This window comes from Thermogemmatispora tikiterensis, from assembly GCF_003268475.1.
Lineage (GTDB): Bacteria > Chloroflexota > Ktedonobacteria > Ktedonobacterales > Ktedonobacteraceae > Thermogemmatispora > Thermogemmatispora tikiterensis.
Genome location: NZ_MCIF01000002.1, coordinates 947261 through 961055 on the forward strand (window position 1 = coordinate 947261; position 13795 = coordinate 961055).

Here is a 13795-nt window from a genome sequence, read left to right on the forward strand (position 1 = left end):
AGAGGTCAAGGCGGGCGCGGCCAGTGTCGGGGGCACCCTGGGGCAGAAGGAAGCCGAGGTAGCCAACTACCCGACCGCCGTCTGGCTGGATAGCATCGCGGCGGTGACCGGCGGGACCGGCTACCCGACCAACCTGTCCGGCTATCTGGATGCTGCCGAGCAGCAGGCGGCTTCCAGCAGCCAGCCGATCGTGATCACCTTTGTGGTCTACGATCTGCCGGATCGCGACTGTGCGGCTCTGGCCTCCAATGGAGAGCTGAGCGTCTCCAACAACGGGCTGGCCATCTACGAGTCGCAGTTCATCGATCCGATTGCGGCCACCTTCAGCCAGGCCAAGTACAGCAACCTGCGCATTGTGGCCATTATTGAGCCGGACTCGCTGCCCAACCTGGTGACCAACCTCAGCATTGCCAAGTGTGCGGAGGCCAACTCCAGCGGGGCCTATGTGCAGGGGATTCAGTACGCCATCAACAAGCTGCACCCCATTCCCAACGTCTATCTGTTCATCGATATTGCTCACAGCGGCTGGCTGGGCTGGAGCAGCAATTTCCAGCCGGCGGTGACGCTGATCAGCAACACGATCAAGGGGACGGCGGCGGGGGTCAACAGCATTGATGGCTTCATCAGCAACACGGCCAACTACACCCCGACGACGGAGCCGTATATGACGGCCAACGAGATGATCGGGGGGCAGCCGGTGCGCTCGGCGAACTTCTACCAGTGGAACAACTATATCGATGAGATGCCCTATGACATTGACATGCGCAATGCCTTCATAGCGCAGGGCTTCCCGAGCACGATCGGGATGCTCATCGATACGTCGCGCAACGGTTGGGGAGGGCCGAACCGCCCGACGGGGCCGAGTAGCGCCACGGATGTGAACACGTTCGTGGATCAGACGCGCATCGACCGGCGCTACAGTCGAGGGAACTGGTGCAACCAGCCGGGCGGGATCGGAGCGCGTCCGCAGGCCAACCCGGCGAGTGGCTTTGACGCCTTTGTGTGGATCAAGCCGCCCGGGGAGTCGGATGGCTCCAGCAGCCTGATCCCGCAGGGGCCGAACAACCCGACGGGCAAGGGCTTTGATCGGATGTGCGACCCGACCTACGGGGGCAATTCGATGAACAATAACCAGCCGACGGGAGCGATGCCGAACGCGCCGGTGGCTGGGGCCTGGTTCCAGGCGGGCTTCGACACCCTGGTCCAGAACGCCTATCCGCCCTTCTAGGCCAGTTTCGTCGGTCAGCAGGATCTTTGCTCTGGCGGCAAAGCTCCATTACCTGCGCAGCAACCTGGTGTTGTGGCTGAGGGACTAGCCACGGCACCAGGTTTGTTTTGGGACAATTGGCTCGCGATCACCCTAGCCCGCTGTCGTCCTTTATGGTATCCTTATGGCAAGCGGGGGGATAAAGAGGGTTCCACCGCTAGAGAGGCGAGCAGCGCCCGCCTAAGCAGAGTAACGATGGCTCCGGCTGCACCGGGTAGCTATACCGGCAAACAACTTGGAAACTACCGCATTGGAGAGCGTTTAGCCAGCGGCAGCTTTGGCGAGGTCTATCTGGCCGAGCATCTGCTGCTGCCCCGCCGTGCGGCGATCAAGTTTCTCAGCAGCGCGCGTGGCGTCTCCGTCAAGGAGCAGCAGGCCTTTCTGCAAGAGGCCCGCCTGCTAGAGGCGCTACGTCATCCCCATATTCTGCCGCTCTACGATGCCGGTCTTGACCGGGACTTTCCCCCTTATCTGATCGCAGCCTATGCGGCTGGCGGATCGCTGCGTGATCGTCTGCGTCAGCAGCCGGACGGCTTGCCCTTGGAGGAAGCTCTGCAGATTCTGGAGCAGGTGGGACAGGCTTTAGAGCATGCCCACTCGCAGGAGAAGCCAGTGGTCCACCGGGATTTAAAGCCGGAAAATATCCTGTTCGATGCTGCTGGCAGTGCTCTGCTTGCTGATTTCGGGATCGCAGTCATCCTGGATGCGGCGGCGACGCAGCGCCTCTCGATTGCCGGGACACTGCCGTATATGGCCCCAGAGCAATTTGCCGGAGAGGTCTCGCCAGCCAGCGATCAGTATGCGCTTGGGTGCCTGGCGTATGAACTACTGACTGGTCGCAAGCCGTTGACTGTTCCTCCCGGGGGAGGCTGGTTTGCCTGGGCCCAGCAGCAGCGTGAGGCTTTGCCACTCCCTGCGTCGCAGTTTCGTCCAGAGCTGCCCATCCATATCGAGTTGGCAGTCCTGAAGGCCCTGATGAAGGAGCCGGGTCGGCGCCACGCCTCGGTCGCCGAGTTTCTGTCTGCCCTGCGCACCGCGCCCCACGATCCCGAGCAGTACCGAGAGCTGAAAGCCTGCTGGCTCCAGCGCGCGCGTGAGGAGGCCGCCCAAGGCCAGGTCGAGGCCGCTCTGCAGCGCTACCGGATTGTGGAGCGCATTGATCCTGTCGATCCGCAGCCGCTGCGCGAAAGTACTATGCTGAGGCGGAGTCAGCAGCAGCCCCCTGCCGCACCTGCTGCTGCCCAGCCCCGGCCTCAGCTTTCTCCTACTCCTGTTTCTCCTGCTCCCGCCGCCGCTCCCCTCCAGCAGTCGGCGGTTCCTGCTCCCGCTGCGACTCCGTCCCTGGCCCAGCCCGTGGAGCTGCAGCCGCCGTCAGCACTCGCCGGGTCACCCGCGTTGTCCCCGGCAGAGTCTCCACTAGAGGAGGGTCGGGAGGCGGAGCAGAGGCGTCAGGAAGAGGAGCGAGTCCGGCTTCTGGCGCGGGCGCAGGCTCAGGCGCTGAAGGCGACTGGCGACCAGCTAGTCCGGCAAGGACAGTATGGGGAGGCGCTGCGGAGTTATCTGCAGGCCACGGCCCGTGATCCAGAGCTGCCATTTGACTGGCGCTGGCTGGGTGATACGTGCTGGCAGCTGGCCCATTTCGAGGAGGCACTCACGGCTTATGAGCAGGCGCTCCGCCGAAACCCGCAGGATAGCTATGCGCAAAGCGGGCGTGCGGCTACGCTCCAGCGGCTTGGCCGGGAGGCGGAAGCGTTGCGGGCCTACGAGCTGGCGCTGGAGGCCGATCCGAGCAATGTGGCTGCCCACTATGGCCGCGGTCTGATTCTGCTGGCCCATGAGGCATATGGGAAGGCGCTGGCAGCTTTCGAACGGGCGGTGCAGCTGCAGCCGACCTTTGCCGCTGCACACTGCGCGCGCGGCGATGCGCTCTATCAGCTGCGTTCGTATCGGGCCGCCCTGGCAGCCTATGAGGAGGCGCTGCGCTATGACCCTGGGTTGGTCGATGCCCGCTATGGTCAGGCAGACACACTGCTGCAGCTCAGGCGTGAGCGGGAGGCGCGCGAGGCGTACCGGCTGGCGTTGGAGGCCGAGGAGAGGACTGGCCTGGGGAGGCTTTCGCTGCGGCGGGCTGATGCGCTTTTTATTGTGGGGCGTTATATCGAGGCGTTATCGCTCTATGAGCAGCTTCTCCAGCGGCAGCCCGATGAGCCAGATTTGTATGAGCGTCGTGGCAATGTCCTCAAGAAGCTGGGGCGAGAGCGCGAGGCGCAAGCGGCTTACAGAGAAGCGGACCGGCTGCGGGGCTATGTGTGAGAGAGGACCCGAGCCGGTCCGCTGGCTTGTGGGCGCCAGCCGGATGCCAGGGAGCCAGACCAGCGGCGTTCCTGGGGAGGCGACTGCAGCCTGCGAGCGAGCGCTTGCTCAGAGCTGGAGGGGGGAGCGCCGCAGGGTCAGGAAAATGGCGCCTCCCAGCAGGGCCAGGCCGGCGATGCCCAGCGCTGTCCAGATGATGAGGGCATACTGCTGGCCGCCAAGAAAGGTGTAGATGACAGCTCTGATAGCGCCTCCGACGACCAGAGCGGCCCCTCCCAGGAGAAAGAAGCGCACGCGCATAGCAATGCCAAAGATGAACAGGCTGAGCGACTCAGCCAGGACGAGCAGCAGCGAAACGAGCTGCTGCTTTGTTTCAGAAGCGACAATGCTCAAAATGAAGGAAGGGCTCAGTAGCAAGCAAGCGCCGATCACGATGGCTATGCGTCCTATCCCCTGGCTGCCCGGCGTCTGGCGATCGCGGAGCAGGAAGGGGCTGAGAACGACCAGATAGCTGGCCAGGGGCAGACAGAGGAGATCAAACGTCGGCTTCCAGAGCTGCCATATTTCCCAGGTCGAGGCCAGGGTAAACAGGAAGCCTGCAGTATAGCCCAGCCAGAGGCGGAAGGCGCGCCGCGGCTGCAGCAGAGCCAGCCAGACCACGAAGAGGCCCAGGACCGTCAGAGCGAGCGCGCCGGTCTGCGTCTGAGTTATGAGAACGAAGTAGATCAAGATGATCATGACCTGGCCACTGAGAGCCAGCAGCTGGGCGGGCACGGTGGGGGCCAGCCAGAGAGGTTCTGGCCTGATGAGGCGCCAGGTGAACTGCGATAGGAAAAGCAGGACGCAGACAAGGCTGGCCAGAAGCAGTGCCTCGTCGAGCGAGAGGGGGAGTGCAGATGGCAACAATGCCAGCAGCCAGGCCAGGAGTGCTGCTGGCAGGACCAAGGCCTCGGGAAGACGCTCGCGGAGCATGACGAGCGTGGCTAAGAATGCGAAGATAGCCAGTTCCAGAAGTCGTGGCCAGGAACTGCTGAGCAGTCCAGTCATGGTAGCGGCGAGAGCGGCGAGCAGGTACCAGGGCCAGCTCCAGAGCAGGAGGCTGGACCGCGGAAGGGAGTGTTCTCTCATCGTACTGTCTCCTCACGGCTGGGTGCGGCTGGAGAAGGCGCGCGTCGTTGCCAGGGGACACTTTGCTCTGGTCGACGGCGCGGACTCAGCAGGCCCAGCAGGGTAGCGATGGTCCCAATAATCGTTAGGATCTGGTCCCTTGTGAGGGACACCGGCAGGAAGGGAAGCGATAGCTGCTGGAATCCGACAAGCAAGACCAGACCCCAGGCAGTCCAAAGCCCGGTGAGCAGCGTCAGCACAGGCAGGCGCAGGCCCAGGGCCAGGAGCCAGATCAGGAGGCCATAGCCAAGCAGCAGAGCGGTGGCCCCGAGGACGCTGCTCTGCTCTGTCGCGAGACTGCCAGCGATGCCCACGGCCAGAACGCCGGAGCAGTTCGCGGCCAGGAGTGGAAAGACGTAGGCCCGCAGAGGCCAGTGCCGTTGTAGAAAGGCTCCGCAAGCCAGCCCGATGGTACACAGGAGGCAGAAGAGGGCCAGTCCGGCCATATCTGGCCTGCCCTGCCCAGAGCCAGCGCTGAGCTGTACGATGGAGGAGAGGGCCAACGGCACGCCCAGCCAGCAGATTACCACCTGGCGCAACAGCAGGCCGGAGCCATAGACGAGCAAAGCGGCCAGGGCGGGTCCCCAGGAATCGGCTGCGGGGAGCCGGGTGACCGGCCAGGGGTGTGGGTGAAAGAGGCCCAGCACGCTCCAGGTCAGAACGATGAGCGGCACCCAGGCCCAGGACCAGGAAGGACGGATAAGCCCGGCCAATGCTGGTGACCAGCGGCTGGCCCTGGGTTGCAGCAGCCGATCGGCGAGGAAGGCTATGGCAAGCGCTCCGACGCCCACAGGTAGGAGGCGCCAGGTTGGCTCTGGCATCCCTGTGAGCGCACCCAGTCCCCACAGGCCGAAGATGCTGGTGGCCAGTGAAACCAGGGGCCAACGCTCTACAACGGCAACAATGAAAGCCAGCAGGGCAGAGACCAGCAAAAGGATAGCCACGGCAGCCGTGCCGAGCTGCTCCGTCACGAAAGGGAAGGTAGGAGTCGCGCAGGCAGCGAAGGCCGCAGTGACGTACCAGGGAGTCCCCAGTCGCAGGCGCAGCTGGTTGGCCCTGGGAGCTGGCAGGTGTTTCCAACGCCCCTGCGCGATCTGGCTGGTCCCGAGTGCAACGAGCGTGCAGAGCAGAACGAGGACGGGCGGGAGCAGGGCGGGGCCATTGTAGCGCTGAGCGGCGAGTGTGGCCAGCGCGGTGAGCACAGGCACCAGCCAGAGCAGGTCAGGTGCCTGCTCCAGCAGAGCCACAGCAGTGGCCAGCCCAGCAAAAGCTAAGAGCAGGTACGGCCCCAGCCGGGCAAGAGCGGGCAGACTGGTGGCCCACAACTGCGGGTCGAAGAGGGCGAAGCTGGTGGCGCCGACGCAGATCAGGCCCGCCATGTACCAGGGCAGTGCCCAGCGCCAGCGCTTCCCCTCGGCCTGGGGGCGGCGACGCTGCCAGGCACTCAGCCCCAGGCCCGCCAGGGCCGCGAGAGGTACCTGTCCCAGGAGCAGCAGCGCGTTTGGCAGCTGGCGCGCTGGGGGTGACAGCAGGGCGGCAACGCTGCCTTCCAGCAGTAACAGGGGTACCAGCCAGAGGATCTCTGGAAAGCCCTCCAGCGCGCCGATGGCTGTCGCCAGTCCGGCATAGCCCAAAGGTACGTAGGGATTCTGCTGCCAGGGCAGCCTGGTTCCCGAGAAGAGAGCGATGCTCACCGTCCCCAGGGCCAGCAAGGCCGCCGTATACCACGGGCTGGCACGCAGCAGACGCTGCTCGCGGCCCCGGTCGCCCAGGCGGCTAAGGGCCAGAGCCACCAGGGCACAGCCAGGGACCAATAGAAGCGGTAACACGCTCTCCCCAACGAAGCGCAGCTGTGCCGAGAGGAGATCTGGCAGGATCAAGGAGGAGACTTCCAGTACCAGTATGGGGACCAGCCAGAGCAGGCTAGGTGCCTGCTCCAGCAAGGAAACAGCGGTGGCGATGCCAGCGCAAGCTAAGAGCACGTACGGTCCCAGATCGGTCAGTCTTGGCAGCCCTATTGCCTCCAGGCCTCCTGGCCAGTGGATCGGTGCCCATAGTCTCGCGAAGAGGGCGACGCTGGTGGCGCCGATAGCAGCCAGGCCCCCTGTGTACCAGGGGAGCGTCCAGCGCCAGCGCCATTGTCTCTCTTTGGCCTGGGGACGGCGACGCAGCCAGGCACTCAGCCCCAGACCAACCAGGGCCGCGAGGGGTACCTGCCCCAGGAGCAACAACGCGTTCGGGAGCTGCTCCCCTGGCGGTGACAGCAAGGCGGCGCTGCTGCCTTCCAACAGCAACAGGGGCACCAGCCACAGCGCCTCTGGCAGCTTCTCGACCAGGCCCACCACCGTCACCACCCCCGCCAGTCCGAGCAAGACAAAGGCGCTATACGCTTGAGGCTGATCCTCTAGCGGTGGCAGTGCATGCCACATAACCAGCAGTAGACTGAACAGTCCGGCCACATACCAGGGAACAGCCCAACGCTGGCCTCTGAGGCGGCTGACCAGCATGCCCACCACGGCGGTGCCGACGACCACAGCGGTCAAAGCCACGAATGCATCTTGAACCAGCCAGAGGGCCGCCAGCGCCAGGAGAGCGGCAGGAACGAGCCAGAGGCGGGTTCTGCCCCAGAGGCCAGCCAGATAGGCGGCCAGCGCCATGACCAGGGCCTCGCCCACCGCCAGCCATTCGGAACCCGAGGAGAACGACGCCAGCGCCATCCCGCTCCAATACCACTGGGGCAGCGACTGATTGGAGGTATTAGCCCAATCCACCAGCAGCAGGACTGCCAGCCACAGGCTGGTTCCCAGGGCCACGATGGTCAGCGGCCAGTCCCACTCCCAGAATGTGAACAGGCGTTCAGCCTGCCAGTCCCGGGGTGCCAAGCGTGGAAGCGCAGCCGATCCTGCCGGTAGGAAGCGACGCAGCGTCGCCGCAAGAAGTGGCAGCAGGACAGAGCTCGCCAGCAAGACGATGGCCCATGCATCTGTCGCCCCAAGGACCGCGGAGACCCACAGCCCGAGCAGCGACAGCCCGACGACCAGGAACAAGCCAGGCAGGAAGAGCCAGAGCGAACGGCGCTGGGCGACCAGCAAAGCATACCCCACGGCACCCAGCAGCAGCGGCACCAGGGTCATAGCCTGGAGGTCCTGCTGCTGCGGGAGGAGGACCAAAATCAGGATCGCAACGGCGAGCGTCACCACCTCCCAGGGGGAGGCATAAGCGCGCCCGGACAGACGATGGAGCAAGGAGGAGAGAGCCGGCAGGCCGCCGCAGAGCAGGCCCAACCCCCACAAGGGACCAATCGAGGCCCAACCGATTCCCTGCCCAATGGCCGCATAGTCCCAGACAAAGAGGCCTCCCGGTAGCACCTGCAGCCAGGGCGAGCGCTTAGGACGGAGGAGCTGCTCTCCCTCCGCCGCGGCCTCCGGCGCAGGGAAGAGTGTCATCAGCAGCAGAAGAGCGGCACTGGCGAATACAATCAGGGAGCCGGGTAGGAGGTCCTCCTGTTGGAGAGCGGCTTGCGAGGGCAGAATTGCCAGGAAGGGGATCAGCAGCAACAGGAGGAAGCGTAGCGCCGTCAGCTCGCGCCCGGGGCGCAGGAAGAGCCAGAGCGAGGGTGGTGCCAGACGCGCATAGCCCTCAAAGCAGGTGGCCAGCAGGAGCAGGCCCAGGCTGCTCATCAGCCGTGCATGTTGCGGGGCGATCAGACTGCAGGTGAGCGGCACGACCAAAGTGATCAGCGCCAGCAGCGGATACTGGACAGAGGATCTGCGCAGGCGGGCGCCGACGCGCAAGAACCAGGCGAGGGCCAGGAGCAAGGTGATCGGGAAGGCAGAGAGCGGCATAGTGGATTGAGGGGGTGTTTCTGGTTGTAAGATTAATAAGAGCAGGAGTAGTAAGAAGCTTAAGAGACTGGCAATGCCAGTGAGTATATAGGCCAGGAACTGCGCCGAGAAGGCCAGAGGAGCGCGGAGCACATCCCAGGAGGTCCGCAAGAGCCGGGCTAGCGGGGAGTCCCCTGGCGCGAGCTGAGGGTCACCCAACGCCTCCGTCTCGATGAGAGCCAGCACCAGTAAGCCGCTTGCCACCCACCAGCCCCATGGAGAAGGCGCGATGGCCCAGACCAGGGAAACATCAGCGGCCACCAGGGCCACGGCGCAGAGAATAGCAAAGGGACTGAAGCGCTGGGAGACGGCCAGCACGCCGTAGGTCACGGCGCCGTAGAGTGCCGTCAGCGCCAGCAGCCACGGCGTCTCATTGGAGACGATGCTCCTCAAGTCAGGGAAGAGCAAGGGCACTGTGAGCGCGAAGAAGAGGGCATAGATCCCTCTGAACTCGCGGAAGTGGCGAGAGCGCCCGGTGATTACGACCATCAGCGCGAAGAAGCCCTGCGCGCAGATGGTCACTGGCAGTGCGAATGTCTGTTGGGCGATGTGAAAGACCAGGAGCGCGGCCAGCAGCAGAAAGGTACCCAAGGCCACCATCAGGGCTGCCGGCGATTCGATCAGCGGTCGCAGCGTTCTGAGCGGGCTGGGGTGCGGCGGACGTGGTGGGCGTGGAGGCAGCGGAGGGCGCCCTGGAGTGGCTGCCTGTGATATCGGCCTGGAGCTGGCCGCTGTCGAAGGCTGCAGCATAGCGATCTGCGGCCTGTCGACGCTCGCCCCCGGCGCCTGGAGAACCGACTCAGGAGCCTGATGCGGTGACCGAGACACGCTGGCAGGCTCACGCTCACCTGCAGGCATGGCTCCAACGGGAGCGGCACGTTGAGGCCCCTGCTGCGCCTGCAACGCTTTCCTGACCAGCGTGTCGTCGAGCTGAGCAGGCTCCGGTCCGTATAGGGACGCCGGCTGACCTGGTGCTGCCGCCGCTGCTCCCGAGATCGCTGGGGGGGCAGCCGTTCGTTGTGGCGTCTGGGCCTTAGACGGTGCGGCACTTGGCCCGGGCAACTGCTTACTCGCGAGCAGTTGCCGCACCTCCAGGAGACGACGCCGATAGCGATCAATGGCCAGCCCCAGGGGTACAGCGGCAGCGCCGTAGCGCACCTCGCGTCTGAGGGCCAGCAACGAGGGAACGGAGAGCGACGCCAGCTCTCCCAGGCGCATGGAAGCCGCTCCGGCCTGGGCCAGGCGGCTCAGCTCAGCAAGCAGCTGCTCCAGAAAACGCTGCTCCTCCTGAAGATCGGACGGATACCCGCAGGAGGGGCAGGCCAGGGTTGCACTGGTTGCGGGCAAGGGCCGGTGGCAGAGGCGACAGAGGTGCCTCTGGCTGACCTGCTCCTCTGTTGCCATCGCACCCTCCGGCTGATAGAGCACCTGCTCTGAGGGGGCAGGGGCAGGTGGTAGCGCTGGCGACTTGGACCCAGGGGAAGAGCTGCCGGAGGGGGCAGAGGCAGCGACTGGTTGGCTGGCCGTTCCACGCATGGCCAGGACACAGGCCTCAATAAAGGCTTGCAACGTAGGGAAACGCTTGCCAGGATCTTTCTCCAGAGCGTGCCGGAGCACAGCCTTTAGCTCCTCCGACACAGGCCCCATCAACGGTGGGGGGGGAGCATGCAGGTGTTGGGCACAGATCTCACGGAAGGAGCCGATAAACGGCGGGTGCCCACTCAGCCATTCGTAGATCAGACAGGCCAGCGCATACTGGTCACTGGCCGCTACCGGCAAGCCCATAATCTGCTCAGGGGCCAGGTAGGCTGCGCTGTCGCGCTCAGCAGCCAGGCGGTCCTGCCAAAGGGTTGGCAGGCTCAGCAGTCCAGCATCGCTCAGCATCAGGCTCCCGTCATCCTTGAACAGGATATTCTCAGGCTTGAGATCCAAATGAAAGAGGCCCTGCCGATGCAGGTGCTGGAGCGCCGCCCCAATCTGGAGCACTGCCGGGAGCACAATCTCAGGACGCAGGCGCGTCCCTTGCGGATAGCGCTGACGCAGCGAGCCGGACTGAGCATACTCAGTGACCACGAATGGCGAGTTCTCGCGCAGGCCAACCTCCAGCACGCGCACCAGGCCGGGATGAAGGACCTGGGCATAGGCCCGCAGCGTCTCCACAAAGCGCAGACGCTCTTTCTCAAGGCGCACTGCAGGAAACAACTTGAAAACGACAGGTTTCCCGCTCGTGCGCTCCTCGCCGACATAGGTTTCGGCGAGGCTGGTTTTCCCCAGGAGATGGCTCAGGCTGTAGGCACCTGGCCCTCCTGCATCGCCCGCTATACTCATGAGTCCACCTCATCGAGGGCATGAACCCAGAAGAGAGAAAAGAAAGACAAATCCAACACAGATCAGCGGATCAATCGGGCTTCTATCGGAAAAGGACAGGGAGGCGACAGCTCTCAAGCTGAAGTGAGCCAAAGAACGCGCTGGTGACGGGCAGGAGGACAAGCAACATCTCTGTGCTGACAGCGCCTGATCTGTCGTCTCATCTGCAAGGCAAGATAGCTGTCAAGAGCAATCGTCGCTAGCAGGCAGCTCACAGGAGTAATGTGACCTCCTTCACAAAGCGGGCGAAGAGGGAAAGCAACTCACGCCGAGCCAGATAGGGAGGGGCGTCCAGGCAACCGTAAGGAAAGGAAGACGCTGAGAGCAGAAGCCAGACGGCGCCGGCGGCCTGTCCTCGCCGGCGCCGTCGTTAGTTGATCTGGGCCCGGCCCGGGGCGAGCACTGCTTAGCGGGCAGGGCCTGATTGTACCTCAGCCTGTCCACTAGCCAGGCGTGTGCGTACAGCGCGCACTGCCTGCACCAGGTTGGTCAGGGCTGGCCTGACCTCCTCCCAGCGACGGGTTTTGAGACCGCAATCGGGATTAACCCATACCTGCTCTGCGGGCAACACCTCTAGAATGCGCAGCAGGCGCTGCTCGTACTCACTAACCGAAGGGACATGCGGAGAATGGACATCGTAGACGCCCGGACCAATTTCATTCGGGTAGCGATAGCGGACAAAGGCGTTGAGCAGCTCCAGGCGCGAGCGCGAAGCCTCGATCGAGAGCACATCGGCATCCATTGCGGCGATGGCCTCGATGATATCGCCGAACTCAGCATAGCACATGTGCGTATGGATCTGCGTCTCGTCGCGCACCGAGGCCGAGACCAGGCGGAAGCAATCGACGGCCCAGTCGAGGTAGCTGGCCCACTCCGAGCGGCGCAGTGGCAGGCCCTCGCGCAGAGCCGGCTCATCGATCTGGATCACGCGAATTCCCGCCGCCTCCAGATCCTGAACCTCATCGTGCAGGGCCAACGCCAACTGATAGCAGGTCTCGGCACGCGGCTGATCGTCGCGCACAAAGGACCACTGCATCATGGTCACCGGGCCGGTCAGCATCCCCTTGACAGGGCGCGTTGTCAGCGACTGAGCAAAGGCTGACCAGCGCACAGTCATGGGGCCGCGGCGCTGGACATCGCCATAGATGACCGGCGGGCGCACGCAGCGCGAGCCATAGCTCTGGACCCAGCCATTGCGCGTGAAGAGGAAGCCGTCGAGTTGCTCAGCGAAGTACTCGACCATGTCGCTGCGCTCGAATTCGCCATGCACCAGGACATCAAGACCGATCTCCTCCTGAAAACGAATGGTGCGCTCGATCTCGCCCCGGATAAAGGCCTCGTACCCGGCGGCGTCCAGGCGCCCATTCTTGAAAGCGGCCCGCGCGGCGCGCACCTCGTCGGTCTGGGGGAAGGAGCCGATGGTCGTGGTTGGCAAGAGTGGTAGCTGCAGCTGCGCGCGCTGTCGCTGGCGGCGCACAGCGTAAGGACTCTGCCGACGCGCATGCTGGGTCCGCACCTGGCGCACGCGCTGATCGATCTCCTCGTTGTGGATGCGCGGCGAGGTACGGCGGCGCTCGACGGCCTGCCGGTTGCGCTCCAGCTCATGGGCAATCGCCTGCCGTCCCTCGTTGGCTGCCCGCGTCAGGAGGACAATTTCCTGCAGTTTCTGGTTGGCGAAGGCCAGCCATTGCTTCAGTTCGGCGTCCAGCTCGCTCTCCAGCTCCAGATCGACGGGCACGTGCAAGAGCGAGCAAGAGGGAGCCAGGAGAATGCGCTCGGAGCCGAGACGTTCAACCGCTCGCTCAATGAGGGCAAGGGCCTGCTCGAAATCGGTGCGCCAGACATTGCGCCCGTCGACGATCCCCAGAGAGAGCATCAGAGACGAGGGAGCTTCGGCCAGAGCGCGCTCCAGCTGCTGGGGGGCGCGCACCAGGTCGAGATGTACGGCGGCAACCGGGAGGTGTAAGACCGTGGAGAGGGCCGGGCCCAGGTCGCCAAAGTAGGTCGCCAGCAACAGACGCAGCGAGGGTGCAGCCTGGCTGAGCCGGATGTAGCTCTGCTCGATGGCCGGCAGAGCAGCAGGCTCAAGGTCCAGTACCAGACATGGCTCATCGAGCTGCACCCAGTCGGCGCCCGCCGCGGCCAGACGCTGGAGCAGCTCCTCGTAGACTGGCAGCAACTGCTCTAACAGCCCCAGGGGCGAGAGGTCCTCTCGGTGCGTCTTGCCGAGGAGCAGAAACGAGACCGGCCCCAGCAGGACCGGGCGGGTGTGGATGCCCAGGCTCCTGGCCTCGTTGAACTCATCCAGTGGTTTGGTTGAGGTAAGGCGAAAAGAGAGATCTTCCTCAAACTCGGGCACGATATAGTGATAATTCGTGTCGAACCATTTGGTCATCTCCATCGGCGGCACTGCCTCACCCGCTGGGCCGGCTTCAACGCCGCGGGCCATTGCAAAATAGGTTGACAGGTCCAGCGCCAGCGCCCCATTGTCGCCGGCGCGGCGATAGCGCCGCGGAACCGCCCCCACTACCAGTGCCATATCCAGCACGTGGTCATAGAGTGAAAAGTCGTTGGCCGGGATCTGGTCCAGCCCCAGGCGCTGCTGGAGCTGCCAGTGTTCCCGACGCAGTGCAGCGGCCTGCTCGCGCAGTCCTTGCTCGTCCAGCTTCCCTGCCCAGAACTGCTCAAGCGCCCGCTTCAGCTCGCGCTTCGCGCCAATGCGCGGGTAGCCGAGATTGGTAGCCTGCACCATAATCCTCCCTCTTCCTTTCCTCGCGTCTGGTCCGGTCCGACGCGG

At 64.4% G+C, this 13795-nt stretch carries 5 protein-coding genes; 2 read left to right on the forward strand and 3 right to left on the reverse strand.

Annotated features, from left to right (window positions below; translation table 11 throughout):
• Both A4R35_RS03990 and A4R35_RS03995 read left to right on the forward strand, forming a co-directional pair.
• Positions 1–1228 (forward strand): glycoside hydrolase family 6 protein (locus A4R35_RS03990; RefSeq protein ID WP_148668801.1); only part of this gene is annotated, 1228 nt, incomplete at its 5' end.
• 234 nt (positions 1229–1462) lie between these two features.
• Positions 1463–3580 carry a protein kinase domain-containing protein gene (locus A4R35_RS03995; RefSeq protein WP_112426758.1) on the forward strand — a complete coding sequence of 706 codons (2118 nt, stop codon included), beginning with the start codon at positions 1463–1465 and terminating at the stop codon, positions 3578–3580.
• 108 nt (positions 3581–3688) lie between these two features.
• Here A4R35_RS03995 and A4R35_RS04000 read toward each other — a convergent pair whose 3' ends face one another.
• The 3 genes from A4R35_RS04000 to metE form a co-directional block, all read right to left on the reverse strand.
• Complete coding sequence (locus A4R35_RS04000) at positions 3689–4708, reverse strand: hypothetical protein (RefSeq protein ID WP_112426760.1); 1020 nt, start codon at positions 4706–4708, stop codon at positions 3689–3691.
• Complete coding sequence (locus A4R35_RS04005) at positions 4705–10959, reverse strand: serine/threonine-protein kinase (RefSeq protein ID WP_112426762.1); 6255 nt, start codon at positions 10957–10959, stop codon at positions 4705–4707. The genes A4R35_RS04000 and A4R35_RS04005 overlap by 4 nt, the downstream gene beginning before the upstream one ends.
• 445 nt (positions 10960–11404) lie before the next feature.
• Positions 11405–13753: a 5-methyltetrahydropteroyltriglutamate--homocysteine S-methyltransferase gene (metE, locus tag A4R35_RS04010; protein WP_399358671.1), complete on the reverse strand. Its 2349-nt coding sequence runs from the start codon at positions 13751–13753 to the stop codon at positions 11405–11407.
• Positions 13754–13795 lie beyond the last annotated feature (42 nt).

Coding starts and splice junctions, on each gene's coding strand:
- A4R35_RS04005 (WP_112426762.1), bottom strand. CDS start 10,959: ATGAGTATAGCGGGCGATGCAGGAGGGCCAGGTGCCTACAGCCTGAGC.
- A4R35_RS04000 (WP_112426760.1), bottom strand. CDS start 4,708: ATGAGAGAACACTCCCTTCCGCGGTCCAGCCTCCTGCTCTGGAGCTGG.
- A4R35_RS03995 (WP_112426758.1), top strand. CDS start 1,463: ATGGCTCCGGCTGCACCGGGTAGCTATACCGGCAAACAACTTGGAAAC.